The organism is Natronorubrum thiooxidans (assembly GCF_900156475.1).
Taxonomy (GTDB): Archaea; Halobacteriota; Halobacteria; order Halobacteriales; family Natrialbaceae; genus Natronorubrum; species Natronorubrum thiooxidans.
This window is the reverse complement of record NZ_FTNR01000007.1, coordinates 161746-188739: the sequence shown is the minus strand read 5'-3', so window position 1 is coordinate 188739 and position 26994 is coordinate 161746. Positions and strand designations below refer to the sequence as shown.

Annotated in this window: 30 protein-coding genes; 17 read left to right on the top strand and 13 right to left on the bottom strand. The window is 60.7% G+C overall.

Translation table 11 applies throughout. The features are described 5' to 3' along the window. Nucleotides 1–331 precede the first annotated feature (331 nt). On the top strand, nt 332–682 hold the full coding sequence (locus BW940_RS11560) for a hypothetical protein (protein WP_143823888.1): 351 nt from the start codon (nt 332–334) through the stop codon (nt 680–682). A gap of 69 nt (nt 683–751) precedes the next feature. Here the strand turns inward: BW940_RS11560 and BW940_RS11555 are convergent, their stop codons facing one another. The 3 genes from BW940_RS11555 to BW940_RS11545 are packed head-to-tail and all read right to left on the bottom strand — an operon-like array spanning nt 752 to nt 2603. Further along, nucleotides 752–1351: a hypothetical protein gene (locus tag BW940_RS11555; RefSeq protein WP_143823887.1), complete on the bottom strand. Its 600-nt coding sequence runs from the start codon at nt 1349–1351 to the stop codon at nt 752–754. Beyond that, a complete protein-coding gene (locus BW940_RS11550; protein WP_076609356.1) occupies nt 1348–2010 on the bottom strand; it encodes a signal peptidase I in 663 nt (220 codons plus the stop codon). Before BW940_RS11550 ends, BW940_RS11555 begins: the two co-directional genes overlap by 4 nt. Then, nucleotides 2007–2603 (bottom strand): DUF7344 domain-containing protein, encoded by a 597-nt coding sequence (locus BW940_RS11545; RefSeq protein WP_076609405.1) that lies wholly within the window; start codon nt 2601–2603, stop codon nt 2007–2009. Before BW940_RS11545 ends, BW940_RS11550 begins: the two co-directional genes overlap by 4 nt. Nucleotides 2604–3049: 446 nt before the next feature. Here BW940_RS11545 and BW940_RS11540 point away from each other — a divergent pair, with 446 nt between their 5' ends. Beyond that, entirely contained in the window at nt 3050–3277 is a 228-nt protein-coding gene (locus tag BW940_RS11540; RefSeq protein WP_076609355.1) for a hypothetical protein, read from the top strand. A gap of 42 nt (nt 3278–3319) precedes the next feature. On the opposite strand, the gene BW940_RS11535 is transcribed toward BW940_RS11540, so the two are convergent. From BW940_RS11535 to BW940_RS11525, 3 genes are all read right to left on the bottom strand, one after another. Next, nucleotides 3320–4390 carry a quinone-dependent dihydroorotate dehydrogenase gene (locus BW940_RS11535; protein WP_076609354.1) on the bottom strand — a complete coding sequence of 357 codons (1071 nt, stop codon included), beginning with the start codon at nt 4388–4390 and terminating at the stop codon, nt 3320–3322. Nucleotides 4391–4463: 73 nt separating this feature from the next. Then, nucleotides 4464–5822 carry an MmgE/PrpD family protein gene (locus BW940_RS11530; RefSeq protein WP_076609353.1) on the bottom strand — a complete coding sequence of 453 codons (1359 nt, stop codon included), beginning with the start codon at nt 5820–5822 and terminating at the stop codon, nt 4464–4466. A gap of 63 nt (nt 5823–5885) precedes the next feature. Next, nucleotides 5886–7073, bottom strand: a complete 1188-nt coding sequence (locus BW940_RS11525; protein WP_076609352.1) for a thiolase family protein — start codon at nt 7071–7073, stop codon at nt 5886–5888. Between the two features lie 221 nt (nt 7074–7294). On the opposite strand from BW940_RS11525, the gene BW940_RS11520 reads away from it, so the two are divergent. Further along, on the top strand, nt 7295–7591 hold the full coding sequence (locus BW940_RS11520; protein WP_076609351.1) for a hypothetical protein: 297 nt from the start codon (nt 7295–7297) through the stop codon (nt 7589–7591). Nucleotides 7592–7684: 93 nt separating this feature from the next. Here BW940_RS11520 and BW940_RS11515 read toward each other — a convergent pair whose 3' ends face one another. Beyond that, nucleotides 7685–8035: a thioredoxin family protein gene (locus tag BW940_RS11515; protein WP_076609350.1), complete on the bottom strand. Its 351-nt coding sequence runs from the start codon at nt 8033–8035 to the stop codon at nt 7685–7687. 292 nt (nt 8036–8327) lie between these two features. Between BW940_RS11515 and BW940_RS11510 the strand changes: the two genes are divergently transcribed. Together BW940_RS11510 and glnA are read left to right on the top strand one after the other, a co-directional pair. Further along, entirely contained in the window at nt 8328–8657 is a 330-nt protein-coding gene (locus tag BW940_RS11510) for a hypothetical protein (RefSeq protein ID WP_076609349.1), read from the top strand. A gap of 269 nt (nt 8658–8926) precedes the next feature. Further along, nucleotides 8927–10282, top strand: coding sequence for a type I glutamate--ammonia ligase (glnA, locus tag BW940_RS11505; RefSeq protein ID WP_076609348.1), 1356 nt, complete (start codon nt 8927–8929; stop codon nt 10280–10282). A 194-nt stretch (nt 10283–10476) separates the two neighbouring features. Here the strand turns inward: glnA and BW940_RS11500 are convergent, their stop codons facing one another. After that, the gene (locus BW940_RS11500; RefSeq protein ID WP_235847797.1) at nt 10477–10716 is read right to left on the bottom strand and encodes a MarR family transcriptional regulator; all 240 of its coding nucleotides are present in this window, start codon (nt 10714–10716) and stop codon (nt 10477–10479) included. Nucleotides 10717–10918: 202 nt separating this feature from the next. Between BW940_RS11500 and BW940_RS11495 the strand changes: the two genes are divergently transcribed. Beyond that, entirely contained in the window at nt 10919–11263 is a 345-nt protein-coding gene (locus tag BW940_RS11495; RefSeq protein ID WP_076609347.1) for a hypothetical protein, read from the top strand. Nucleotides 11264–11342: 79 nt separating this feature from the next. Further along, the gene (locus BW940_RS11490; protein ID WP_076609346.1) at nt 11343–11687 is read left to right on the top strand and encodes a hypothetical protein; all 345 of its coding nucleotides are present in this window, start codon (nt 11343–11345) and stop codon (nt 11685–11687) included. 123 nt (nt 11688–11810) lie between these two features. Here BW940_RS11490 and BW940_RS11485 read toward each other — a convergent pair whose 3' ends face one another. Genes BW940_RS11485 through BW940_RS11475 form a run of 3 tightly spaced genes read right to left on the bottom strand, consistent with a single transcriptional unit; the run spans nt 11811 to nt 15598 of the window. Continuing rightward, nucleotides 11811–12653, bottom strand: a complete 843-nt coding sequence (locus BW940_RS11485; protein WP_076609345.1) for a metallophosphoesterase — start codon at nt 12651–12653, stop codon at nt 11811–11813. A 9-nt stretch (nt 12654–12662) separates the two neighbouring features. Continuing rightward, nucleotides 12663–14327 carry an RPA family protein gene (locus tag BW940_RS11480; RefSeq protein ID WP_076609344.1) on the bottom strand — a complete coding sequence of 555 codons (1665 nt, stop codon included), beginning with the start codon at nt 14325–14327 and terminating at the stop codon, nt 12663–12665. After that, complete coding sequence (locus BW940_RS11475) at nt 14324–15598, bottom strand: Single-stranded DNA binding protein (RefSeq protein ID WP_076609343.1); 1275 nt, start codon at nt 15596–15598, stop codon at nt 14324–14326. Before BW940_RS11475 ends, BW940_RS11480 begins: the two co-directional genes overlap by 4 nt. Before the next feature lie 162 nt (nt 15599–15760). Here BW940_RS11475 and BW940_RS11470 point away from each other — a divergent pair, with 162 nt between their 5' ends. The 5 genes from BW940_RS11470 to BW940_RS11450 all read left to right on the top strand — a co-directional run bounded on the left by BW940_RS11470 (nt 15761) and on the right by BW940_RS11450 (nt 19986). Then, the gene (locus BW940_RS11470) at nt 15761–15970 is read left to right on the top strand and encodes a hypothetical protein (RefSeq protein WP_076609342.1); all 210 of its coding nucleotides are present in this window, start codon (nt 15761–15763) and stop codon (nt 15968–15970) included. A gap of 53 nt (nt 15971–16023) precedes the next feature. Further along, nucleotides 16024–16857, top strand: coding sequence for a ZIP family metal transporter (locus BW940_RS11465; protein ID WP_076609341.1), 834 nt, complete (start codon nt 16024–16026; stop codon nt 16855–16857). A 92-nt stretch (nt 16858–16949) separates the two neighbouring features. Next, nucleotides 16950–17504, top strand: coding sequence for a class I SAM-dependent methyltransferase (locus BW940_RS11460; protein ID WP_076609340.1), 555 nt, complete (start codon nt 16950–16952; stop codon nt 17502–17504). 106 nt (nt 17505–17610) lie between these two features. Beyond that, on the top strand, nt 17611–18273 hold the full coding sequence (locus tag BW940_RS11455; protein ID WP_076609339.1) for a 2,5-diamino-6-(ribosylamino)-4(3H)-pyrimidinone 5'-phosphate reductase: 663 nt from the start codon (nt 17611–17613) through the stop codon (nt 18271–18273). Between the two features lie 510 nt (nt 18274–18783). Beyond that, the gene (locus tag BW940_RS11450) at nt 18784–19986 is read left to right on the top strand and encodes a Cdc6/Cdc18 family protein (protein ID WP_076609338.1); all 1203 of its coding nucleotides are present in this window, start codon (nt 18784–18786) and stop codon (nt 19984–19986) included. Nucleotides 19987–20208: 222 nt separating this feature from the next. Here the strand turns inward: BW940_RS11450 and BW940_RS11445 are convergent, their stop codons facing one another. Further along, entirely contained in the window at nt 20209–20982 is a 774-nt protein-coding gene (locus tag BW940_RS11445) for an enoyl-CoA hydratase/isomerase family protein (RefSeq protein ID WP_076609403.1), read from the bottom strand. Between the two features lie 126 nt (nt 20983–21108). On the opposite strand from BW940_RS11445, the gene msrA reads away from it, so the two are divergent. Together msrA and BW940_RS11435 are read left to right on the top strand one after the other, a co-directional pair. Next, nucleotides 21109–21627, top strand: a complete 519-nt coding sequence (msrA, locus tag BW940_RS11440; RefSeq protein WP_076609337.1) for a peptide-methionine (S)-S-oxide reductase MsrA — start codon at nt 21109–21111, stop codon at nt 21625–21627. 513 nt (nt 21628–22140) lie between these two features. After that, nucleotides 22141–23277 (top strand): SPFH domain-containing protein, encoded by a 1137-nt coding sequence (locus BW940_RS11435; RefSeq protein WP_076609336.1) that lies wholly within the window; start codon nt 22141–22143, stop codon nt 23275–23277. Nucleotides 23278–23295: 18 nt separating this feature from the next. Here the strand turns inward: BW940_RS11435 and BW940_RS11430 are convergent, their stop codons facing one another. Further along, nucleotides 23296–23661, bottom strand: a complete 366-nt coding sequence (locus BW940_RS11430) for a winged helix-turn-helix domain-containing protein (RefSeq protein ID WP_076609335.1) — start codon at nt 23659–23661, stop codon at nt 23296–23298. 128 nt (nt 23662–23789) lie between these two features. Here BW940_RS11430 and BW940_RS11425 point away from each other — a divergent pair, with 128 nt between their 5' ends. The 3 genes from BW940_RS11425 (at nt 23790) to BW940_RS11415 (ending at nt 26919) form a co-directional block, all read left to right on the top strand. Further along, entirely contained in the window at nt 23790–24479 is a 690-nt protein-coding gene (locus BW940_RS11425) for a cob(I)yrinic acid a,c-diamide adenosyltransferase (RefSeq protein ID WP_076609402.1), read from the top strand. A 176-nt stretch (nt 24480–24655) separates the two neighbouring features. Next, the gene (locus BW940_RS11420) at nt 24656–25462 is read left to right on the top strand and encodes an ABC transporter ATP-binding protein (protein WP_076609334.1); all 807 of its coding nucleotides are present in this window, start codon (nt 24656–24658) and stop codon (nt 25460–25462) included. Next, the gene (locus BW940_RS11415; protein WP_076609333.1) at nt 25459–26919 is read left to right on the top strand and encodes a hypothetical protein; all 1461 of its coding nucleotides are present in this window, start codon (nt 25459–25461) and stop codon (nt 26917–26919) included. The genes BW940_RS11420 and BW940_RS11415 overlap by 4 nt, the downstream gene beginning before the upstream one ends. Nucleotides 26920–26994: the final 75 nt, after the last annotated feature.

Genomic DNA, 26994 nt, shown 5'->3' with positions numbered 1-26994 from the left:
TGGAATCAACCACTTGTACAGCCAGCACGCAGTAACGCCGACAGTGACTCGGTTGCTCCGATCGTTTGAGAACGATTGTACGAGATAGCTAACGACATCTCCAGAGCGATTTCTAAAGTGATAGTACTCGAATATTTAGTATCAAATGATACAAATCGGATCGATTTGGACACTCTTGAAGACGTACGAGAAATATCTCACAGGACGATTGGCGGTCGCTGCTCAAGCTCACGCCGCTCCTGTAACTCGATTCGCATTCGCGTTCGTCTTCCTCACGTTCGGTATACAGAAGTTCGCTGTCCCCGGGCCGTCGCCGGTCGACGAACCGATCATGGCCGTCGCGGAGGTAGGCCGATTTACGACCGTCGCACCGGCGTCGATGGCCCCCATTGCTGTCGGCATCTACGAGGTGGTACTCGGCGTGTGTTTCTTGCGCAACCGACTTGGGATGGCAACGTTGCTGTTCGTCCCCCACCACCTCATTACGTTTCTCACGCTCGCGATCGTCCCATCGATCGCGTTTGCACCACCAGTTCCGTTTGCGTACGATACGTTCGGTGCGTTCGTCCTGAAAAACGTCGTGTTCGTCGGTGCGTTCTTACTCTTGCTGGCACACCACGGATATCCGGACTCGAGCGAATCGTCGGTCTCGAACGGCGCGATCAAGAGCGGTTCTCACTGAGCCTGTTGAAACAGCACAACGGAAAGCCGTCGTGGAGACGTGAAAACTTACGTGTTGCGAACAACAGCTTCACTCACTGTCAGAGTCGGTCTCGTCCGGGTCACTGCTAGTGTCGCTGGTCTCGTCCTCGTTGCCATCGTTCGTCTCGTTCCCACTACCGTCGTCTGTCTCGTCCTCGCTGCTCGAGTCGCTCGTCTCGTCGATGCTTGCGGTAGTCGCTCCAGCTGTCCCAGCGGAATCCTCAAGAACGGATAGCGTTCCGTTCTCGCTGTTACCGTTGGCGGTAACTTCCCAGTCGATGTCATCCGCTGTCGTGGTGTTGAACTTGTGGCTCGTAGTCCACGTCTCACCGCCCTCGAGGACGCCCGACTCCGTTTCGACGGTCTCGTTGTCGACGACCACCTCGTACTCGGCCCAGATTGGCCCGTGACCGTCGTTCTGGACGGTGACCTCGAGCGTCGCCGGCTCCGGCTCGTCGCGGGTGACATTGGTCGGAGCGTCAGTAGTGACGGAGACGCGGTCCCACTCCTCGGCGGCGCTGACGGAGTTGTTCTCGAACGTACTCGCGTCGCTGAAGAGTGCTATCGTGGGTGTGAACGTGACCGCCGTCACGAGCAGTCCGAGAACCGCGATCCCGACGAGGAATGTGACACCGTGTTTCCCCATCATCGTTCCGCCTCCGAGTCGGTACCGTCGTCGAGTGTGTGGGCGTGCCCAGCCGTCTCGTTAGCGGCGGGCTCCAGCGCCGGCGTCTCGTTCGTCGTTCCCTCGAGTTCGGGCTGTCCATCGTTGGTCGCCCCACCGTCTGAGACGTAGCCAAACTCCCGAAGTAACTGCCAGCTACCCGATGCAACGAGCGCGAGTCCCGGCCCGATCACGAGAACGAACAGGCCGAGAGTCGAGCGAGCGAACAGGAGGAGATGTCCGAGGTACGGAATATGCCAGTGGAGTTCCCCCTGGGCGTACTCAGCCGGAACAAGTCCTTCGTCCGGGTTGTCGTTGGCATCACCCTTTAGCTCGAAGTATCGCTCGCCGTTTTCTTCGACAACGTCGACGACTCTGTGGGTAATGTAGCCCGACTGCTCATTGCTCCCGTCGTGGAACGTGACGATGTCTCCAGATTCGATCTCGTCCGGGGAGACGTCCTGTGTGACGATCACATCACCTGCCTCGATCGTTGGGCTCATGCTTCCAGACGTGACGATATACGCGTCGTTTCCGCCGACGAGGCCCGGCATGGCGATGATGCCGACGAGTACTAACAGAATCAACACTCCTCCGCCAACGAGAACGGTAGCCCCGGTTTTGACACTCGAGGGCACGGTCATGCGCCTTCACCTCCGGTACCGTTCGGCGGTTCTCCACTCATCCCGAGTCGCATCCGATTGTCGTGATAGACGTGAGCCACGGCTGAGAGGGTAAACAACGCCGTCACCAGAGATGTCCCGATCAACGGTGGAATCAGCGAAAACGGGAGGAGTCCAGCCCACATTCCCGCGATGAACCCGGTACAGAGGACGCCCAGCCCGACGTAGTACTTGCTCCACGGGATATCGTCGTGTGGGACGACATCGAGATACACCTCGAGTTCCGATGCGGCGTCGGTGAGGGCGACGATCCCACGGTCAGCGTCGAACGAGACGACACCCCCATCGTCCAGTTTCGGCAGGTGTGACTGCCGTAACGCGGTGTAAACACGCGTTCGTTGCTCGTAGGTAACCTCCGCTGTGGAAATGCCGTTCTCCCAGGCAGCGACGTGTGAGACGAGTTCACGGAGGGTGGCAACGCCGTCAGTTTGTTTGAGGTAGTGTAAGACGTACCGGCGTCGTCGACAGCTCAACAGCTCGAAGGCGACGTCTTGAGACAGCGCCGGTGTGCGGACTGTCGACGCAGTGTCCGTTCGTGAAACGCTCGTTGACATCATTGCCCCGAATATGGAACAAGCGCATTCGTTGCCGGGGTAGACATCCTCCAGCGCGAATAGACGGCGGTTGCAGTGGCTGTACAGGGACACCGGATCGACCGCACATTTCTGCCCATAGCGCGCCCATCACGTCAATTATGAATAGTTATGGGCGAGATAGAACGTCAGCGACTGTGATGTACTCGAATTTGATCACGGCTAAAGACGGTTTGGATACCACTACTTTCATTACAAACAGTACATTCGATAGCGAACCGACGTGGAAGCGTGGTACCACCTCTCGTTGAAATCTCGTCACCGATATTCAAATCCGACAGATTCCGCATACTCGAGTTTGTAACCGGAATTCCACAGACAGACTCGAGGCAATTTTCACTTCCTGAAGTCGCCAGTAGGATTATATTCAGCCCCGATCCTAACATATTTAGCGTGAGTCACAATCAATGACAGAAACGATCAAAGGCGACGTCGAACACGACGAGAACGCGCGAGCAGCACGACTTCGGTCGGTATACCTCTCCGTCACCGGTGAGTCAGGCCCCCTCGTCGAATCCCAACGGGAGGACTCGACAACTCGAGAGCTTCGGACGGAGCGCACCGACAAAGCCGTCGGTCCAGCGGAACTACACGGTCTCGACGACGCGATCGACGATCCCGGCCCGGCCGACTAACGGCCCGCGCTGGACGTCATTGCTGGAAATAACCCGCGGCGGTTACTCGAGGTCTGCGCCGACAGCGTCTTCGATCGACGCGAAGCCATCCCGCTCGAGCAACGCAACGAGTCCTTGATTGATCCGTTTGGCCGTCGAGGGACCCTCGTAGACGAATCCGGTGTAGAGTTCCACGAGCGACGCCCCAGCACGGATCTTCTCGTAGGCCGCACCAGCGGACTCGACGCCGCCGACGCCGATGATCGGCAGGTCGCCATCGGTGTACTCGGCGATCGTTCGGATGACCGCAGTCGATCGGTCCTCGACCGGTTTCCCGCTGAGACCGCCCCACTCCTCTCGGTTTGGAGACTCGAGGCCCTTGCGAGTCGTCGAGGTGTTCGTTGCGACGATCCCATCGAGGTCGAACTTCTGGACGATATCCACGAGGTCCAGAATCGAGTCGTCGGGCGAGTCGGGACCAACCTTCACCAGAATCGGTTTGTCGGCGTCGTTTTCGGCCTCGAGCATCTCGAAGATCGCTCGGAGATGCTCGGGCGAGCCCTCGTCGAACTCCTCGGGCGTGTTCGGACAGGAGACGTTGACAACGACGTAGTCGGCAAACGGCGAGAGTCGGTCGAAGACCCGCCGGTAGTCTTCGATCGCTTCGTCCTCGGTCGAGGAGTTCATTTTCCCGATGTTTACGCCAAGCGGAAATCCGGGCGTGCCGTCGGCCTCGAGTCGTGATTTTACGCGCTCCATCCCCTGGCCGTTAAAACCCATCCGATTGACCATCGCCTCGTCTTCGCGCAGGCGGAACAGCCGTGGTTGGTCGTTGCCCGGCTGCGAGTAGGGCGTGACGGTACCGATTTCGACGAAGCCAAAGCCAAGCGCCTCGAGTGCGTGGGTCACTTCGGCGTTTTTGTCGAAGCCGGCGGCGACGCCGACCGGGTTGGGAAACGTGGTGTCGAACAGCTCGACCTCGAGTGCGGGATGGTCGTACTGATAAGTCGTTGCAAGCGCTTTTCGTGTCGGCCACGTCGACTGTGCCGCCCGAAGCGTCCGCTTGCCGAGGTCGTGGGCCGTCTCGGCTGGAAGCGTGAACGCGAGCGGGCGAACCCGCGAATAGAGCGTCATTGGCAGCTATTCGGACCGGCGGCTAGGTAAACGTCTCGAAGCTGTCGAACGACTGGGGCATCCAGACGGGTGGTTACAGTTTCTCGAGGAGGCGACGCACGTCCGAAAGCGTTCGGAGCGCATCGAGGTCGGCACGCGCGCCGTCGATGTCGACGGCGTCGGGTGCATGCTCGGCACACAGCCGGAACTTCTCGTGGAGTTCGTCGTTGGAAAGCGGGTTGTCGTGCGTTCCCGGCGGCTTCGCCTGAAACTGTTCGTGGCGCTCTCCCGAGCGCGTCGTAATCTCGACCGTCGCGGCGTTCGAGTCGTATGGGAGGTCGTCGTCGACGGTCAGCGACACCCGTTCGCGGACTGACTGGACGGGCTGGTCGTCGATGCGCTCGTCGTCAAACGCCGCGAGATCGACGCGCTCGCGGGCGATGGCGCTCGCGATGAGATACGGCATCGAGAACTTCGCCTCGAGGCCCGTCGATGGATCGTCGTGGGCGAGTGCGTCGGCCGCACCCTGGGAAGCCGTTACAGCCACGTCGTCGATATCCTCGGCCGCGAGTCCGTGGGTGTCCGCGAGCTGGCTTGCGGCGTGGATCGCGGCGTGAGTGTAGTAACAGCAGGGGTACTTTTTCACGTCGATGCCGTCCTCGAGCAGCGACCACCGGGTACCCAACTCGGGGAGTCGCTCGAGATCCGGTTGGCCGTCACCGCGATAGGAATCGAAGAAGCCACGCTCGCCGTCGATCGCCGCAGCGTCCGCCAGTGCCCCCTCGGCGGCGAGCAGGGCTGCAGTCGTCCCCGATCGGGCGGCTTGCCCAGCGTGGATCGGTTTCGTCGTCGAGCCGAAGTTGCGTTTGAGTCCGGCCGGCATCGAGGCGGCGATCCCGAGTGCGTGTTCGACGCGCGCCTGCGGTAACTCGAGCAGTTTCGCGACGGCCACAGCGGCACCGAAGACGCCGACCGTCGACGTCGCGTGCCACCCGCCCTCGTAGTGGCCGGGACTGATCGGTCGCGAGAGATAACACTGGGTTTCGAAGCCGGCGACGAAGGCCGTCAAGACGTTCCGTCCCGATGCATGTTCCCGTTCGGCGACGGCGAGCAGCGGTGCGACCATCGGAACGCTCGGGTGACCGTCCATCGCCGCGAGCGCGACGTCGTCGAAATCGAGTGCGTGGCCGGCAGCCCCGTTGATGAAGACGGCATCTGAGAGCGGACGCGTCGCATCCTGGCCGAGTAGCGTCGTTTCGCCGGCCCCATCGTGGACTGCTGCCGTGGCGATCTCACCGGCGTCGGCAGCCGCCCCCGCGAGCGTCACGCCGACGGTGTCAAGAATCGCCCGTTCGGCGAGTCGAAGCGCCTCCTCGGGGATATCGTCGGCCGACAGCGACGTAATGAACGTCGCAAGTTCGGTGGCAGCTCGTCCCGTGTCTGCATCTGTCATGCTCGACCTATCTGCGCGCATCAACATATACTGTCGGACGGAGGGCGATACCGGCCGATGAGCTCAGCGTTCCTCGAACAGTGCCATGATCGCACCGCCGCCGCCGACGCTCATACCCACGAGACCGCGCGAGACGTCGGGATCGTCCCGTAGCTGATAGCCGAGACTGGCGGCGAGCATCCCACCCGAGGCACCGATCGGGTGGCCGAACGCGATTGCGCCGCCACAGGGATTCATTGTCTCGCGTGGGATCTCGAGGCGATCCATGACGTACACCGACTGGGCGGCGAAGGCTTCGTTGATCCAGAACGCGTCGATATCGTCGACTGCGAGGTTGTTGTCCTCGAGCAGTTCGGCGACGACGTCACCGACGGCTTCGTTGAACTCGTCCGGATTGCGGTAGACGAGGTCGTAGTCGACGAGCGTCGCCATCGGCTCGAGACCGCGTTCGAGAGCTGTGTCGCTGTCGGCCAGTAACACCACGCCCGCGCCGTCGCTGAGCTTCGAGGCGTTTCCGGGCGTGATCGTGCCGCCATCGCGAAACGGCGTCGGCAACTCGGCCAGCTCCGACAGCGTCGAGTCGGGTCGCGGGCCCTCGTCTTGCTCGACGCTGCCCGATCGCGTCTCGACGGGGACGATCTCGGCGTCGAACTCGCCGGATTCGATCGCCTCAGCCGCCAGTTGATGACTCTTCATCGCGTACTCGTCCTGTGCCTCTCGAGAGACATCTTCGCGGTCGACCAGTCGCTCGGTAATCTCGCCCATGTGGAGGTCGAGATTGACGTCCCACAGGGAGTCCAACAGCATGGAGTCCTTGAGTTCGACGTCGCCGTGGCGTCGCCCCTTTCGATACCCGGGTAGAATCCACGGCGCGTTCGACATCGACTCGAACCCGCCGGCGATCGCGAGGCCTGCGCGACCGGCCGCGATCCGGTCCGCTGCGAGCGTGATCGCGCGCAGTCCCGAGCCGGAGGCTTCGTTGACCGTCGTCGCCTGTGTCTCGTTCGGCAACTCCGATTTGATGACCGCTTGTCGTCCGGGCACCTGTCCGATCCCGGCCTGAATCGCGTTACCGAGACCCACCCAGTCGATTTCGGTTTCGTCGATGGCAACGCGCTCGAGTAAGCCATCGATAGCCGTGCAGCCGAGGTCGACGGCCTCGACGTCCGAAAGCGAGCCGAGTAACGTTCCGTGTGGCGTGCGTGCACCATCGACGAGGACGATGTCGCTGTCGGGTTCAGTTCTGGACATGGTGGCCCGTCCACGTGAGTCCGCATTAATGTTGTTCCAGGGACATACCTGGTTAGAGATGGGTTGCTCGAGTCTCGAGTGTCGAGCAACGGGAAAGACAGGGTCGATGTCCAGCTTTGTCACCCGCCCTGTTGGCGATCGACTCACCGCGACCAACAGTATCATGTACTGTGCTGCCCTTCCACCGCACGAACCCGTCGCGTTCCACGGGGATGACAGCTATGGACGAACATACGCCAACAGACGACCACGACGAGCCGGACGTCAGTGCAGAGTGGATGGCCCCCGTCGACGGCGACATTCTCGAACTGATGTGTTCGGAGGAGGTCTTTACGCCCGACCACATCAGCGACGAAGACGTCTGTCGCGCCCCCGACGCAGCCTACCGCTGTCGGCAACTCGTCAAGTACGGCTTATTAAAAAAGTATGCGCCAGGAATGTACGATATTTCGGATCTCGGCGAGCAGTATCTCGCCGGTGAGGTCGACCCGAGCGATCTCGAGCCAGACGACGAGTGAGACGGACTGCTGTCAGTCAGTGCCGGTGCACACGGCCCGCTCTGCGGGTGGGCCGGTGATATCGGTACAACAGACCGTCTGAGCTGACGGCGATTAGTCGTGATCGACGACGTCTGGAACGTTTTTGTCGAGAAAACCGACGACGTCGTCTGTCCCGAGGAATCCCTCGGCACGTCGTGCGATTTCGACTCCGTCTTTGTACAGCAGGAGCGTCGGTACCGAGTCGACCTCGAGTCGCTTGAGAAGCTCGATATCGTTGCCCGGATTTATCATGCCGATAGGGACGCCAGTTACCCGGGCGACGTTTCCTAACACCGACTCCATCGCCTGGCACTTCGAACACCCGCTGGTATACAACTCGACGAGTGCGATGTCGTGGGCGTCGACGAACGCCTCGAGTTCGGTCCCGTCCTCGAGAGACGTCGGTTTCGGTGTGGTCGCCATACGATCCGTACCCGTTCTACCCTGAAACCGATATCGTCCGTTATTGGTGACAGTACTCGACCTCGATGAACGAATCCTGTTCCGGTTGATTCGAATGAACTCGGTTGAACCGTCCCACCGCTCGAGAACGTAGGTCGATAGAGCGATGATCGGTCTAGGCACGTGCTACTCCGCTGGAGTAGGCGGCTTTCAGCGGGGATGAGTACTGTTCCAGCAGTAATACGTTGTATATTCGAGTGGATCAAGTACAAGGATAGACAGTGGCTTTAGGCGTCGGCTCCTTGATGTAGCAATGACTCGTTCCGCAACTACAGAGGAGCAGCGAACGCCGATACGCCGAAAATCGACCCTGTTTTGTTGGGACTGTGACCACGAGAGTCCTGTCGAGGGCGACTGGGATCGTCGGACGACGGAGCAACATCTCGAGTACGTCTGTCCCGTCTGTGAGACGACGATCGCAACCCGTCCGCTCCCCGACGAATCCACACACGAGCGGTCGACACCGCCGCCAGCATGGCAACGAACGCTTCGGACGACGATGGCGGTCTGGCAGGCAAACGTCTCTCTCGGTGTCTCGAGTGTGACAGCCGTCGCCGCCTGCCAGCTCCCGTACGCGAAATAATAGGCGACAGCCGCCACTGTCGTTGCTGGACACGACCGCGCTTTGGAATTTCAGCTCTCACTGTGGAATCACACGCTGCTTGTCATGCCCTCGAGCCAGTGGTTCCACGATTATCCAATTCGAACTGCTGATTTGCTGTTGATACCATTCGTATGTCTTCATACATCTTATTCTACGCTACATTCGTCTATTTTTTCTCTATTCTGCGTATATTCGCCCACAACAGCAGAGCTTTAGTAGTAGAATCCAATGTCTTACTCGAGCAAAAGATGACAAGCGGAAATATGACGTCTGCGGAAAAAGCCGTACTGGACGAAATCGAGGAGAAAGACATCGACTTTCTCAGGCTGCAGTTTACCGACATCCTGGGAACGGTCAAGAACGTCTCGGTGCCGGCCCGACAGGCCGAGAAGGCGTTCACCGACGGGATTTACTTCGACGGCTCGTCGATCGAAGGCTTCGTGCGTATCCAGGAGTCGGACATGCGACTCGTCCCCGACCCGGAGACGTTCGCCGTGCTCCCGTGGAGACAGAGCGAGGAGGGCGCATCGGCCCGGATGATCTGTGACGTCTACAACACTTCCACGGGCGAGCCGTTCGAGGGTGATCCACGCTACGTGCTCAAGCAGGCACTCGAGCGCGCCGACGAGATGGGATACGACGTCAACTTTGCCCCCGAGCCGGAGTTCTTCATGTTCGAGGAGGACGAAGACGGTCGTGCGACGACCGAGACCGCCGACTACGGCGGCTACTTCGACCTCGCACCCAAAGACCTCGCGAGCGACGTGCGCCGTGACATCATCTACGGGTTAGAGGACATGGGCTTCGAGATCGAAGCCAGTCACCACGAGGTCGCCCGTGGCCAGTACGAGATCAACTTCGAGTACGACGACGCGCTCGCGACGGCCGACAACGTCGGGACGTTCCGCACCGTTGTTCGGGCGATCGCCGCCCAGCACGGCTACCACGCGACGTTCATGCCGAAACCGATCCCGAAAATCAACGGCTCGGGGATGCACACCCACATGTCGCTGATGGACGAAAGCGGCGAGAACGCCTTCCACGACGAGGACGACGAGTTCGATCTGTCGGATACCGCCCACTCGTTCCTTGCCGGTATCTTAGAGCACGCACCAGCGATCACGGCCGTCGCGAACCCGACGGTCAACAGCTACAAGCGCCTCGTGCCGGGCTACGAAGCACCCGTCTACGTGGCCTGGTCCGATCGCAACCGCTCGGCGCTCGTCCGTAAGCCAGCCGCCCGCGTGCCCGCGGCCTCGCGTATCGAACTGCGCTCGCCCGACCCCTCGTGTAACCCGTACCTCGCCTTCGCCGTCATGATTCACGCCGGCCTCGACGGCATCGAACAGGACCTCGAGGCCCCCGATCCGGTCCGGGAGAACATCTACGACTTCGACGAAGCGAAACGCGAGGACTACGGCATCGAGACGCTGCCATCGAACCTCGGCGCAGCCGTCGACGCCCTCGAGGAAGACGAGGCGATCTACAGTGCGCTCGGTGACCACATCGCCTCGAAGTTCGTCGAGGCCAAACGCCAGGAGTTCGAGGAGTACCTCATCGACGTCTCCGAGTGGGAACTCGACCGCTACCTCGAGACGTTCTAAGGCCCCGTAACGAATTCCGCAGGATTTTCCCGCCCTTTTTGACGCTGTGTGAGCGCGGTCGAACGACTGTCGAAAGCGATGCAAAGCGGTGTCCCGGCTGACTCCAGTGACTCACGATGCACAACCAACGCCATTGACACCGCACGCGGTGACGTCTCTCTCGAGTGTTATGCACCCCACCCAACGGTATCTGATCAATTCGACACGACGTACTCGTCGCCATCCCGAGCGACGATTCCGGCACTCGAGAGCGTGTTCAGGACGCTCAAAATCGAGAGTTTCTGCATGGCCAGTGTTGCTCCCAACTCTTCGACCGTCGCGCCATCAGTCGCCTCGAGATAGATGTAGACGAGTTTCGCCTGGGCCGAGTCGAGGGTGTCTGGAACGGGGTCGAACTGTGACGCGGGTCGCTGTTTCTGTGTGCTCAGTGTCATCACCAGCATGGACCTCGTTCCTGTATATAAATGCACACGTCGATTGTGTATATATGCCATGGGGGGATCTAGAACTGTCTGTCGGTACCGATTCTCATGATTGTCGAATCCAGAACGTTGGTGGCTCGAGTCGCATCGACCAGCGTCGGGACCGAGACCGTCGAGTGTTTGAGGCTCCCCACACGAACGTTGCGTACGAGTCATGACGAGTCAGAATCGGCCCACGCCACCAGCGACACTCGAGCAACAGATCGCCGACTCGCTCGCGGCACTCGAGGACAGCGACGCCGAACAGCTTCGTGCCGCGGCCAGCTATCTCGAGGCGCTCGCGGCGTGGACGGAGTCGGCGAGCGACGGCGAACCGGAATCGGACGCGACTGCGGATGCCAGCGTGGGAGAGGCGACCGACGCCACTGGCGACGTCGAGCATCCGGCGGACGTCCCGGAGCGAGCGAGCGTCACGGTCAAGGAAATCGCCGGGACGACCTATCACTACTACCAGTGGCGCGACGGCGACCGAATCGAATCGAAAACGGTGCAACAGTAGCGTCGAGCGCGACTGACTGCTTCCGATCGGTCGTGTTGTGTCAGCAACACTTAAATCGACGTATGAAAAACATCCACGTATGATCGCTGTCATTTACGGGCTCTTCTCGCTCGTGCTCGTCCTCGGGGGTGGCATCGTCATCTACGATGCCCAGTTGTACACCGAGGCGCAACGCGCTCGAGCGCCGCGGCTCTCGCGGGCGTATCTCGGCTCCGGCGTCCTGCTGGTCCTTGTCGGAGCGATCGGACTCCTGTGGATCGCGAGCGGGCGTGCGGTCTGGACACTGAACGCCGTCCTGGTTGTGGTCGCCGCGCTCCCGTCGCTCGTCCAACACCTGCTCCACCGTCGACTGGAACTCGACCGGAGTCCACTGGAGAACCGGATCAGAAGTGCTACTGGACGGACGACACCGAACTCCGAATAAGCTTTTGAGGCCGCCTCGAGTCGCACCGCGCACGGTCGACGACTCGTCTGGTCGCCGTCGCAGTCGTCTGCGGCGGCACGTTTTCTCGTTCGGTTCACCCCACCGCGATTCCAACCTATCGACTCACACCGACTCATAGGGGCCGAGCCGTGTCCCGTCTAACAGGTAGGCCTCGGCAGACGCCAATCCTGCCGGCAGAAACGGCGAGAGAAACGATTGTCCCGGGAGATTCATCCATGTCCCCCCGACGAGGTCGTTGAACGCCGGCACGACGACCACTCGAGGCGACGAGTCACCGCCCTGCTCGAGCCACGAAATCTCCTCGTACTCGGGTCGGTCGCGAAACGGCGTCGGATCGAAGCGACCGCGCAGCCACGTTCGCTCGATGCGACGCCCGCCGATGTCGTCCTCGAGTCGAACACAGGGGTGTTCGTGTCCGAGACAGATCACGTCACACTCGAGGACCGACGGTGCGGGCCACGTATGGCCGTGGCAGATGCCGACGTCGTTATCGCCGAGTGCGATGCCGTCGCCGGGGACGACCGTTACGGATCCGGTGGATCCGGTCTCGTGCTCGAAGTCGTCGTCGGCAGTGAGCCACGTTTCGATCAGGCCGTCGTGGTTGCCCTTGACGACCGTCACGTCCAGTGTCGACGGGAACGAGTCGAACAGGACCTCGAGTTCGCCACGTTCGGCGCCGCCTGGCTCGCCGATCGAGTGCATGAGATCGCCACAGACGACGAGTCGGTTGGGATCAGTTCGCTCGAGCAGCGAGCAGAGTCGCTCCCGGCGCTCGGGGGCGTGGCTGGGGACGTCGACGCCGCGGTCGTCTCGCAGCCCAGCCTCGTAGCCGGCGTGATAGTCCGCAATGAGCAGGGCACGTTCGGTTCCGACGGTCGCCGTCGCGGCCGGTTCGCCGGGAACGGGTTCGATGCGTGGCCCATCGGAACGGAACGGATCGGACATCGGGCGGCGTTAGATCGCTTTCAGCCGCTCGTCGCCGGGTTCGTAACACTCCCCGCCCATCAGTGCGTCCTGAATGGCGTCTTCGATCTCGGCTTCGGAAACGTCGGTGTCGTCGGCGACCGTTTCGACGAGTGTCGTTCGATCGGCTCCGTCGCCGTCATCGAGTTCCTGCATCGTTTCGATGACGGACGACTGTAGGTCGATGTCGTCCGCAGGCGCGTCGTCGGTATCGTCGGCGTCCGAGTCAGCAGACTCGTCGGCGGCGTCGTCAGTCTCGACCGCCACCGGTTCGGCTTCGAGGTCGGCGGGCTCGTCTTCGTCGGGTTCTGCCTCGAGTCCCGACTCCGGTGGTGAACCGAGGTCGTCGTCGACACCCTCGGTCGAAGCGGTGTCGGTGACTGACTCGCTTGCAGCGGCGGGTTGGTCGGCTGCGTCGTCGGATTCCGGCACGTCGATGTCGGCTGTGCCGGGCTCGTCGACTTCGCTCCCGGTCGTGAACTCGGTCCCGAACTCCGCCTCGAGTTCTTCGCGTTCTTCCTCGTCCATTTCGTACATGCCGCCGTCGTCGGCGTCGAAGTCACCGAGTGCTTCGTCCTCGCTCTCCTCACCACCAGTGCTGGCGGTCTCGTCCTCGTTGGTGCCAGTACTGACGGTCTCGTCGGGATCTGTGGACTCGTCGAACGCCGTCGTCGGCTCGTCGAGGGTGTCGTCGCCAGTCGTCACGCTGTCTTCTGGTTCGGATTCGGGCACTTCGGTGTCGCCCGATTCAGTACCGCTGTCGGGAGACGACTCCGACGAGACACTCGAGTCCATACTCGTCGCCGTTCCAGCGGCTGCGGCGGTGCTGACCGGCTCGCTTTCGACATCGTCGGCCGTGTCAGCTTCGGTGGTGACTGCCGGTTCGGGACGCTCGAGATCGATATCTGTAAGATTTGCAAGCGACTCGAACGTCGCGGACTCGTATTCGGGATTCGACTCGTCAGGTGCAAGCGAGAGACCGCTGACCTGATCGCGGTCGCCGGCCACGACCTCGACGGCCTCGAGGGCGCAGTCGCGCAGGGCCGCGAGATACGCTGGCGTCGTCCCGTAGTGATCCTGTGCCAGCGGGATGCCGGCTGCGAGTCCGGATTCGACGCCGGCCGTACGGAGGGTGTCCGTCAGGGCGTCACCGGTGGTCTCGAACTCGCCAGCCCGGGCGTAGGTTCCGATGCGGTCGATGGTCTGCTCGGCCGCATTGACGACCCAGCGATCGCGGGTATCGGCGTCGACCGTTGCGATGCTCTCTGGGCGGATCGAGGTGTAGACCTGGTCCGAATCGTCGGGCTGGAAGGTTCGTGCCTTGCCGGTCACCGCGACGAACGCGGGCGGCTCGAGCTGTTCTAAGGCCGCCAGTTCGTCGGGCTGATACTGGCCGGCGTAGACGACGAACGCACCCGTCGGGTCGACGACGCGGGCGCGGACCATTTCGTCGTTGACTGCGGTGACTTCGGTAAGCGTGCCGACGACGAAGAGCCGGTTAATTCGTGCCCCAGTTGGCGAGACGACGTAGTTGGGCGCACGTTCCTCGTCGCTTTCGGCGTAGGACAGCGATGCATCGTCGTACTCGGCGGCAAAGAGCCGGTACGCGATTTCACGTCCTGGGATTTCCTCATCGCCAGTGTCGGATGCGCTCATGGGTGCACCTCCTCAAGGAAGGCACCTGCACGGACGGTCGGATCGTCCTCGCTTTCCGCGAAGGACTCGGCGTCGAGGTTGGCTCCGTACTCGTCGACCGAGAGATGTCCGCGGACGCGGTATTCGCGACCGACAATATGTTCGCGGATCGTATCAGCGACGACCTCCTGGTCCATGGCCTCACGAGCCTGATCGAGGGCGTCCTCGAGCGTTCCGTCGTAGACCTGTTCGGTCAGTTCGTCATCCAGAACGACGGTGACGGCCCCCGTGCCGTCGTCGAGGATCGCTTTGACGCGCAGATCGTCGATCCCGTCGACGTCGCCGTGGGTTCGACACTGTCCTTTCTGGATAACGCGGTAACACTCCGGACAGCGCTGGATCAGTCCGGATCCCTCCCGGACTGCGAGGACGTTGCCGACGACTTCGACGTCGTAGACGCCGCCAGTGTTGACGGCCGTGCCGACATCCATCGTTGTCGTGTCGGCCCCGACATCGATCTCGCGCTCGAGTGTGCTGACGGTCGAGAACTCCGAGACGTTGATCTCGGGAACGCCACGGAACTCCTGAACGTAGGCGTTTTCGATGCAAACCGCGCCGCCGTCTTCGATTTCCGGGGCGGGGTCCCAGTTGGTAAAGGGGAGCCGGCCGCTCTCGTCGCCGAGGACGCCGCTCAAAATCTCGGTCTCGCCGTCGCGGCCGTCGATCGTTCGGCGTTCACAGTCGACGACCGAGACCTCGACGTTCACTGCGCGGTCGCCCGTCTGGAGGTCGGCGAGTTGGGCGTCGCCACCGGTCTCGTAGGGGACCTCGAGCGAGTCTGCCTCGAACGACAGCGAGGTGCTCTCGCCGAGATTAAGTTCGGGTTCGCCATCCCATTCGCGAACGCCTGCGTTGCCAGCCGTGATCGTCTCGCCCGCCGAGAGGCCAAAGTCCTCCCAGGCGGTGTAGTCGATGACGCCGCTCTCGTCGGCGAGGCGGCCCTCAACGATGACGTGGTCGTCGCCTTGATACCGGATCGATCGCTTCCCCGTCGTCAGTACGACGCCCGTCACGGTGACGTTGCTGTCGTCGGTCGTGATCTCGGCAATCTCCTTGCTCGAGGGCGCGCTGCTCCCCCCACTCGAGCCGTCGCCGTACTTTCGTCGAAGGCTCTGTTTGGCCTCGTCGATCGGCACGCTGTACTCCACCAGATTCTGCAGGTCGGCTTTGACCTCCTCTTTGTCAATACCGAGGTCGGAGGCGAGATCCTCAGCATGGTTATCGAGTTCCATCACTCGGTTTTCGTGAGGGGGCGTAAAAAACGTTCCCGCAGTAGAGTGAAAGTGGATCGAACGCAACTGCAGCGACTGCATCGGTCGGACAGCAGTGCTGACCGAACGAACGGACTGATCCGACGGCAGTAGGTTCATTTCAGTGCCGGCGAGAATGAGCGTATGGAACGTGTCGGTGCAGCACTCGGCGGGCTTGCGTTCGTCATCGCGATTTTTGGCGGCATCGTGATCATCAGAGTTCTTACGCGTGCCCTGTACGCCGCGATCTGGTTCGCTGAAACTGTCGCGACGTTCGCGTTCGCGTTGCTCGTCGGCTATCTCGTCTACCGAATGCTGCTCGGCTCGAGCGACGACCCTCGTCGGATCAGGTGATGGAGTGACAATCAACCTGAATTGTTTTGGTACGTGGGAAACGACTGGTACCTGTGCCTACCCTCGTTGATGTCGTCTGGATCGCGTTTCTTGCGGGTGCGGCGACGGGTCTCGGTGCACTGCCGATCTTCGTGACGGATCGAATCAGTCATCGATTCTACGACGCCTCGGTCGGGCTCGCTGCCGGCATCATGTTCGGGGCGGCCGTCTTCGCGCTCGTGGTTCCGGGCCTCGAACTCGGCTCGCTGTTGGAGGTCGTCGTCGGCTTGCTCCTCGGTGCCGTCTTCTTGCTCGTCGGGAACTGGGCTATTCCCCACATCCATCTGGTCGTTTCCGGCGAAGGGGACGAGACGTATCCGCTATCGGCTCGCTCCGAAGGGGTCGTCGAAACTCGTCCAGAACGCGACGCTGCGCCTACGGCCGACGAAAGCGAGGGGAACGGTCGTCGGGCGCTGCTCGTCGGCAGCGCCGTCACCATTCACAACGTTCCGGAGGGGCTGGCGATTGGTATCGCCTTCGCGGGTGGCTTCGAAGGTGTCGGCATTGCACTCGCGATCGCGATCGCGGTCCAGAACGTCCCCGATGGGTTCGCCATGGCCGTTCCGGCAAGTCGAACGGGATTATCGAAACTGAAGACGATACTGTATACGACGCTTTCTGGTGCTGTTCCCGAACCGATCGCGGCCGCGTTCGGGTTCGCTCTCGTCGCCGTCGTCACCGGCCTTTTCCCTGTTGCTGCCGGATTCGCCGCCGGGACGATGATCGCCGTCGTCTTTCGGGAGATGATCCCCGCCAGTCACGGGCACGGCTACGCCGACATCGCGACGCTGACGTTCGTCGCTGGATTCGTCGTGATGGTGATCGTTGACGTCGGATTGGCCGTTTGAATGGGGATGTCGAACCTATTCAATAACATGAATGACACCAGCTGTGACCGCTGAATACACAGATATTTCACGCTGTTGTCCCAACCGCACACATGGGATTTCATACGTTCCCAGTCGATCGGGCCGACGCTCTCGAGGACCCGTCTCGGTATCGATTCTGTTCGCGTGAGGAACTGCTCGAGATGCTCGATCTCGACTCGGATGCCGTCGTCGCCGATCTGGGCTCCGGAACCGGATTCTACACGACCGATATCGCTCCGTTCGCTGGGACGGTGCACGCCGTCGATGTCCAGTCGGAGATGCACGATATCCACCGTGAGGGTGGCATGGAACCGAACGTCGAACCCGTGACGGCCAACGTCTCGTCGCTGCCGTTCGATGACGGCCAGCTCGATGCCGCGTTCTCCGTGATGACCCACCACGAGTATGCCACCGAGGAGACGATGGCGGAACTTGCCCGTGTTATTCGCTCGGGTGGGCGACTGGTGACGGTCGACTGGTCTGCCGACGGAACCGGCGAGGATGGCCCGTCGATGGACGAACGCTTCGGCTGTGACGACGTGACGGCCCACCTCGAGGACGCTGGATTCACCGTCGAGTCCGTTCGAGATCGCCCCGAGACGCTCGCCATCGTCGCGCATCGGTAACAACACGGCTGGTCAGCGGCCGGGCCAAACGGCACGGACGCCTTCGCGAGGAGCGAGTCGGCCAGTACGCGGTGTCTTCTTTAGGGTCCACCACGCAGCCACGTGTATGCACGTCGTCGTCAATGCTGCCATGAGTGCAGACGGCAAACTCTCCTCGCGCCAGCGCGATCAGATCGCGATCAGCGGCGGGGCGGATTTCGCTCGCGTCGATCGACTCCGCTCCGACAGCGACGCCGTCGTCGTCGGCGTCGGCACCGTTCTCGCGGACGATCCACAGCTGACTGTCAAAGACGAGCAGCTATGTGATCGACGGCTCGAGCGTGGCGAGCCCGAACAGCCGGCTCGAGTCGTCGTCGACTCGAAGGGACGGACACCGGACGATGCTGCGATTCTCGACGACACGGCGACGACGTACGTCTGTCTGAGCGAGGCGGCATCGATCGATCGGCGCATGGACCTCGCCAACCACGCGGAACTCGTGACTGCGGGCGACGACCGGGTTGATCTCCTGCGGGCGTTCGCGACACTACAGGAACAGGGCCTCGAGCAGGTCATGGTCGAAGGCGGCGGCGAACTCATCTTCTCGCTGTTCGAGGTCGGACTGGTCGACGAACTTCGCGTCTTCGTCGGGCCGAAACTGATCGGCGGCCGCGACGCGCCCACGTTGGCCGATGGCGACGGGTTCATCGACGAGTTCCCGCTGTTGCGCCTCGAGCGCCTCGAGCGACTCGACGACGGCGCGTTGTTGTGCTGGACGGTCGATAGCTAGTCAAATTCTTGGATTTGACGCCGAATCTCCTGTTGTATAACGTAACTGGAATGTGTTCACTTGTCGTTGCAGCACAACTGGATGTGTATGGTCGGGGGGACCCGGGGTCGTCCAGAAAAGCTGAGAGAATATACACTTCCCCTGGTATTTTGGTTGGTGTTTTACTTCAAAGTTCAATACATCAAAATTTACTACAGATCGAAAGATATAAATAGATCTCTACGGTAGAAAACCGTAGTACGGACAAAAGAAAGCAAGGGAGGATGAATATCCGACCGCTTCCCGTTGCTGTTCTCTAATTTCCCCGTGTTCTGAGTTACCGGGAAAGTCGATATTTATCTCTGTTCTTCGATAGCTGGCTTACTTGTTTCTGTGGCGGTCTCTTCTTCCCGCTAATTCCGGACACCCCCGGGGGTGGGGGCCGGTTTGGACTCCTTCTCGTATTTCCGGACATTCCCGGGTATTCTAGACACTATAGTTATTTATACAATGAGTGTCTTGTCTCCTATCATGACCGAATACTTTCAGGACAGATCAGCAATCTTCGAGAGTGAGCGCATCCTGAAAGAAAGCTACACGCCGAACGACCTTCCGGAACGGGAAACACAACTCAAACGACTAGGATTAGAGGTGCTTTCTCCTGTTCTGAACGATGCGCCACCGCATAACGCGTTTCTGTATGGGAAGCCTGGACAAGGGAAGACGGCGGCCGCACGATTTCTCCTCGAGAAACTGCAGGACGAAGTCGAAGACCGGGGCGAAATTAGCCTGACCACGATCTTTCAGACATGTAAAGGCCATCACTCCTCGTATCAGGTTGCGTGTGATCTTGTCGAGCAGTTAACCGGTGAGAACCCAAACGGTCATCCAAAGCGGACGGTGTTTACGCGGCTGTATGATGCGTTTCAAGAGATCGGTGGAATCGTCGTTATCGTCCTCGATGAAGTCGACAATATCGGCAACAAGGATATGATTCTATATGAACTGCCACGGGCACGTGACAATGGTCATATAGAGGATATGGATGTCTCCGTAATCGGAATCAGCAACGACATGACGTTCTACGACGAACTCGACCCCCGCGCCAAGGATTCGCTCTGTGAAGTTGAAATTCACTTTCCACCGTACGATGCAAGTCAGTTACGGAGCATTCTCAACCGCCGATCGGAAAAAGCATTTGTTGATGGTGCCGTTACGCAGGAGGCGATTGCACTAGCGGCGGCGCTCGCTGCTCAAGACTTGGGTTCAGCGCGGCAGGCGATCCGGTATCTGTACAAAGCCGGCGAGTTTGCCGCACTAAACGATGAATCAAGCGTATCCGAGGCACACGTCCGCGAAGCTGAGGACCACGTTGAGCAGATGAACATCGCACAGAGTATTCGCGACCTGACGATACAGGATCAGTTGGCGTTACTGGCACTCACCTCCTTAACGGCTGAGGACGAAACCCCTTCTCCGACACCGGAGGTGTACTCGCGGTACACGGATATCACGTCGCACGTGGATACGAATTCGATTGCGATGCGAAGAGTACGGAGCCATCTTCACGATTTGGATATGATCGGTGTCGTTTCGGGCGCAAAGCGCAGTGGCGGGTCACGTGGCGGCCCAAAATACTACTGGGAATTAAATACAGATCTGGATACTACAGTCACCGTTTTGGGAGAGGACAATCGATTCGACGACGTTCTTAATCTAATAAACGATACGTAACAGCCTTTCCGGACATTCAGGGGTCAACTGGACATAACTGTTCCATCGGTTCGGATTTCGACCACCTGTTCAAGTGATTCAACTGTAGCCACTCTTTTATATACGTCCGCCATGCTCCGTGCCCCCATCGTTCGAATGAATTCGTTTCGATCCATGGGGTCGGATACGGTGGAGTTTATAATATAGTACTAACTGAAACGCTTGTTTAGCGACTTGTCGTCGTTACTCGAACTCCGGATCCCGGTTCTCGACGAACGCCGTCATCCCCTCGCGCTGGTCCGGCGTGCCGAACAGACTGGCGAAGGCGCGCTGTTCGTACGTGAGTCCGGCCGCCTGTGGGCCCTCGTGGCGCTGGTTGATCGCCTGTTTAGCCGCACGCATCGCGACGGCTGGCTTCGCGGCGATCTGTTCGGCGAGTTCGGTGACGGTGTCCTCGAGGTCTTCATCAGCGACGACTTCACCGAACAAGCCGGCTTCGGCGGCCGACTCGGCGTCGAGTCGCTCGCCGAGGAAGATCATCCGCCGTGCGGTCTCGTCGCCGACGAGTTCCGGTAGGCGCTGGGTGCCGCCCCAGCCGGGGATGATGCCGAGATCGATCTCCGTGTTGCCGATCAGGGCCGACTCGCTCGCCACACGCAGATCACAGGCCATGGCCATCTCACAGCCGCCACCGAAGGCGTAGCCGTTGACGGCGGCGATCGTCGGCGCAGGGAACGCCTCGAGTGCGTCCGCGACGTCGTGGCCGAGTTCGCCCCACTCCTGGGCTGTCGGCGTCTCGAGGTCCTGCATATACGCGATGTCCGCCCCGGCGATGAACGCGTCATCGCCAGCGCCGGTCAGGACGAGCGCGCGGGCTCCTTCGTCGGCGGCTTCGGTGAGTGCTTCGCCCATCGCCTCGAGCGTCTGGACGTTCAACGCGTTAAGCGCGTCCGGTCGATCGACAGTCAGTGTTGCAACGGCTCCATCCCAGTCGAGTTGTACGGTTTCCCATGACATACAGCCGGGTTTCTCGGCCACCGTAAAATTCCTTGTCACCGAGGCAGAAACGGGTGTGCACGTGGCCGTCACATCGGGCCTGTAGACAGCCGTCACATCTTTCCTCGAGCGCCACCGAACGTCGGTATGGAACGTGCAACACTTGGTGGCGGCTGTTTCTGGTGTGTCGAAGCGGCGTTCGAGGAACTCGACGGTGTCGAATCCGCCACGTCGGGCTACGCGGGTGGGCATACCGACGATCCGAGCTACAAGGCAGTCTGTTCGGGTCGGACCGGCCACGCCGAGGTCGTCCAACTCGAGTACGATCCCGAGACGGTCACCTACGAGGAGTTGCTCGAGGTCTTCTTTACGATCCACGACCCGACCACGAAAGACCGCGAGGGGCCCGATATCGGCTCCCAGTACCGGTCGGCGATCTACGCTCACAGCGACGACCAACTCGAGTCCGCCGAGTCGTTCGTCGAGGACCTCGAGGCGGAGGGACTGTACGAGGGGATCGTCACCGAAATCGAACCGCTCGAGACGTTCTACGAGGCGGAAGAACACCATCAGAACTACTTCGAAAAGAACCCGAACGACGCCTACTGCTCGATGCACGCAGCGCCGAAAGTCGAGAAAGTTCGTGAGATGAGGTCGAAGCGATGATCCGCTTGTCGATGGACCAAGAGATTTGACAGCCGATTTCGCTTAGGATAACAACCGAGTACAAATCAGCTACGGACTCGCTTCGAACTGTATTATCTACTCATTCTCGGCAAATATAATCACAAAAAGCCATCTATAGCTTGAATAGATAGATACTGCCTAATCAACAAAGTTTATTATTGGACGTCTGCTAACTGTGAGTGAGGTGGTGCTGATAACGAACACCAACACAACAACCCCATCCGGAAGATAATCACTTCAGCCTGTGAGATCGTCCCTCTGTGGATCCCGCCAACGGCAACACGATAGGGACGTCAGTCCCAGCTCATCATGCGATTCTTAGCTTTTGTCCTGATACGTGCTCTCGATACCTCGAGTCAGCACGAAACCGATATAATCGCCGAGCGACGGTCACCTCGCTTATAACGACGACACGATTGTTCTCCGACCGGTAGGTATGAAAATTGCTCACTGATGCCAAGCGTTATCCCGTCGGCGTCCTTACATTCTCTGATGGACATACTGGCACTCGAACCCTTGCAGGTCGGTGACCCACTGCTGACCGTCGGCGCGGTCGTCCTCGTGGTCGTCGCGATCACTGTCTGGCAGTTAGTCGAGATCGTCGACGCTTACAACAAGGGCGCACTGACCGTCTTCGGTGAGTATCGCAAACTGCTTGAACCGGGACTAAACATCGTTCCCCCGTTCGTCTCACGGGTTTACACGTTCGATATGCGGACCCAGACGATCGACGTCCCGAGCCAAGAGGCGATCACGCGGGACAACTCGCCAGTGACGGCCGACGCTGTCGTCTATATCAGGGTTATGGACGCCAAACGGGCGTTCCTCGAGGTCGAGGATTACGAACTCGCGGTCTCGAATCTCGCTCAGACGACCCTGCGTGCCGTCATCGGAGACATGGAACTCGACGATACGCTCAGCAGACGCGAGATGATCAACGAGCGCATTCGAACCGAACTCGACGAACCCACAGACGAATGGGGCATTCGCGTCGAGAGCGTCGAGGTTCGTGAGGTGACGCCGTCCCAGGGCGTCAAGGGGGCGATGGAGCAACAGACCTCCGCCGAACGGCGACGTCGGGCGATGATTCTCGAGGCACAGGGGGAACGCCGTAGCGCCATCGAGAAAGCGGAGGGGGACAAGCAGTCGAACATCATCCGCGCACAGGGTGAGAAACAAAGCGAGATCCTCGAGGCACAAGGTGATGCGATTTCGACGGTTCTGCGCGCCCGCTCGGCCGAATCGATGGGTGAGCGAGCGGTTATCGACAAGGGAATGGAGACACTTGCCGAGATCGGCCAGAGTGAGTCCACGACGTTCGTCCTGCCACAGGAGCTGTCCTCGATGGTCGGCCGGTACGGCAAACACCTCTCCGGAAGCGACGTCAAAGTAGACGGCCAGCAACTCGAGAGCCTCGAGTTCGATGCGGAGACGCGTGAACTGATCGGGCTGGATGATATCGCAGAGATCATCGGCGAGATCGAGAGTACCGAGATGGATATCGAGGCAATGGAACAGGAAGCCCAGGCGATCAAGGAAGGCCAGGATATCGGCATGGGATCGGCCTCGTCAACAACGGATCTCGACTCTGGGGCCGAGCCCGGGACCGAATCCGAGTCGGACACGTAGTGACCAACTGACTGGCTTTCAAAACTTTTGTGTGGCGTTCGACCAGATCCCAAGTGACTTGTCGTTCGAACAGTCGATACTGATCCCCAATTGACAGTCGTCGTCGAAGCTGATCGCGATCCGATCGAAGGTCGCAACGTACCGGGATTTGTGATGGCGACCCTGTCGAACGCCGATCGTTTCGTCGACCAGTTCGGCCTCGGTCAGCAGGCCGAGTTTTCGATAGGTCGTCGAGAGCGGAAGGTCGGTCTCGTCTGCGATATCAGAGACCGTCTTTGGCTCTTCGAGCACCGAGATAATCTCCCGGCAGTCGGCATCGTCCAGCGCGCCAATGACGCGCTCGAGGTCGGGCGTATCGCCGGACGATGAGAACTCGAGTGGCATCGGGTGCAGACATGTTAGGAGCGGAGCCTAAAGACGTATTTGGTCCTCCCAGTCCAGTCGGCCGCGGAGCTGACGATTCCTCAACTGATGGAGCTACTTACATGTACGGTCGGGCCGACAGCCTGCGTATGAGCGACGATCAACTATCCGAATCGGGGATCGAAAACACACCGGGACAGGGGCGAACGCCGGAGGCCGAGCGGATCGAGCCGTCCGCGCCCGAGGAGTTCGGGCTCGTTCAGGTCTGGTGGGGCGACGGGAAAGGGAAGACGACGGCCACACTCGGGATGGGACTGCGCGCTGCTGGCCATGGCTACCGCGTTCACATGCTCCAGTTCATGAAAGGCGGTGCCTCGAGCGTCGAGGCGGTCCGTGGCGAGTACAATGCAATCGCGGCCCTCCCGGGACTCAGCTACGAGAACCTCGGCCACTACGGCTGGCACGGCATGGCAGACGGCAGTGACGAGGCCGATCATGAAGTGGAAGCACAGGCGGGTCTCGAGCGCGCCCACGAATTGCTCGAGTCGGCTACAGAAGCCGATCTCGATGCCCCCATCGACCTCGGTGCGCCGCCGGAAGACGGGATGCACATGCTCATTCTCGACGAGGTGCTCTACGCTGTGGATCGTGGGCTACTCAGCGAGGACGATGTCCACGAACTGATCGACGCAAAGCCGGATGAACTCGAACTCGTCCTCTCGGGCAGCCACGTCGAGCCGACCTATCTCGAGGAGCGAGCTGATTTGATCACGAACGTCCGAAAGGTGAAACATCCGATCGACGACGGCCAGCGGGCACGACGCGGGACGGAGTTCTGAGACGGACTGCTGTCATACTGTCGGACAGTAGCCAGTATCAGTGCACCCGCGACCCGCCCTTCGAGTGCACCGGGACATCGGGATAGCAGACCGTACGAACCAGTCGGCTACCGCTCCCAGTGTCCTATTCCAGCCGACAGTATAATCATCAGCTGTTACGAACGATCGGACAGCCAATGGGTGTAATTCAGGTCGATGGACTGGCAAAGTCCTACGGTGACGTTCGGGCAGTCGATGGATTGAGTTTCGGCGTCGAACGGGGCGAGGTGTACGGCTTTCTCGGCCCGAACGGGGCGGGCAAAACGACGACGATTCGTGTCCTGACGGGACAGATTCGGCCGGATTCGGGAACGGTGCGCGTGCTCGGGACCGATCCCATCGCCGACCCACTCGAGACGCGACGTCGCGTCGGTATCCTGCCCGAGCAGGGATCGCCACCGAGCTTTCTGACGCCACGGGAGTACCTCGAGTTCGTTGGCAGCGTTCGCAACCTCGAGCCCGACACCGTCGCCGAGCGAACGGATCGCTGGGCGACCCGACTCGGGTTCGAGCGCAAACTCGATACGCTCCACACTGATCTCTCACGGGGGCAACAACAGAAGGTGATGCTCACCCAGGCGTTCCTGCACGAACCCGACGTCGTCGTGATCGACGAGCCGCTGGCGAACCTCGACCCGCTCGTCCAGGAGCAAGTCAAGCAGTTCCTCGTCTCCTATGCGGCCGGCGACAACGCCGTGTTCGTCTCGACGCACAATATCGACGTCGCCGAAGAGATCTGTACGCGCGTCGGCATCGTCGCCAACGGCGACCTCGTGACCGAGCGGTCACTCGAGAGTCAAACGGTGCCACGTTCGGCAAACAGTCAAGCGTCGGCTACGGGAGCCGACGACGACGAACCGTTGCTCGAGGTCTTCCTCGAGCACGTCAACGAGACGGACGTTCGCGATGCGCCGTCGCTCGAGCAGCTTGGGTCGGAACAATGAACGGACCGTCCACACGGCAGGGAGCGACGACGTGGCGACTGTTCGCCGTGCTCTTTCGTGAGGAGTGGCGGCTCCACACACGTCTGTTCGGAGGGTGGCGATTCGCGCTCTTTCCGGTCGTGATCGCAACCCTCGCCGTCGGTGCGACGGTCGCGCTCCGCGAGACTGGCACCGCCGAGGGGACGATCGTCACCGGCTTACACGTTCTCGCACTCGGCTTTGGTCTCTACAGCGGGACTGCCGGTTTCGCTGGCTCTGATATGCTCGAGAACGTGTTCGGTCGACTCTCGCTCGTCCTCTCGACGCCGACGACGCTGCCGCTGTCTCGGCGACGGCTGCTGGGACTGTTCTTGCTGAAAGATGCCCTGTTCTATACAGTCGCGTTCGTGTTGCCGATGGCGGCCAGTAATGCGGTTCTGGTCGGGCTTTCGGCGACGACGCCGATTGCCGTGGGCGCGCTTTGGCTCTCGCTGTCGCTTTCGTTCGTCGCCGGAATGGCCCTGACCGTCGCACTGATTGCGTCGCGGACTCGCGGGGTGCCAGCATGGGCGCTCGTTGGTGCGGTCGTTCTCGGTGCTGGTGGCCTGTGGGCGATGGACGCTACTCGAGCGATCCGGTTCCTGTTCGTGCCGATCGACGGCTCGATGGTCAGTGCAGGTGGACTGGCTGTTGGAAGCATCCTCGTCGGCACAACGTCGCTTGCAGTGTACGATCCCACGTATGGACGGCCCTCGCGAACGACCGGCGACCGATTCGCCCAGCTTAGCGATGTGGTGCCACTCGAGACATCGACAAGTGCGCTCGTCTCGAAGACACTGCTCGATCTGGCGCGCTCGTCCGGCGGCATCTGGAAGCCGTTCGTCTCGGCTGCCATCTTGCTTGCACTCGTGGCCGCACTCGTCGACCTGGTCGAGACGATCACCGGTATCGCACCCGCGCCCGGGATCTTCTTCGGCGGCGTCCTCGGCTTGACCGCCTTCACCACGTACAACTGGCTGACCCAGTTCGACTCGCTCGAGGCCTATCTCGTCTACCCGGTCTCGGTTGCGGACGTCTTCCGGGCGAAACGGATCGCGTTCGTCCTCGTCGGTGCACCCACCGTTGCTGTGCCGTATCTGGGGGCAATTTGCTGGTTCGAGGCGACGGCTGTCGACACTGTTGTCGGTGCGTTCTTGCTGGCAGGCTATGCACTCTATTACTACGGCCTGACCGTCTATATAGCCGGCTTCGATCCCAACGAGTTCCTCTTCGACGCCGTCCGCTTTACGCTCTTTACCGTCGGCGTCGCCGTCGCGCTCGTGCCGACGCTGGTCGCCGGCTTCGTCGTCGTGCCGCCGTCGACGACGGTTGCGCTCGTTCTTGCTCTTTCCGGGCTCGGGTTCGGTGGGGTTGGGTACGTGCTCTCGAGTCGGGCCGGACCGCGGTGGAACGAGCGCTCTCGAGTGGAGATTGACTGAACGCTATAGTAGCCACAGAAAATCAGTGCACACCTGATCGCGCGACGGCTGTGCGATCGGTGCGGAACCCGTTTC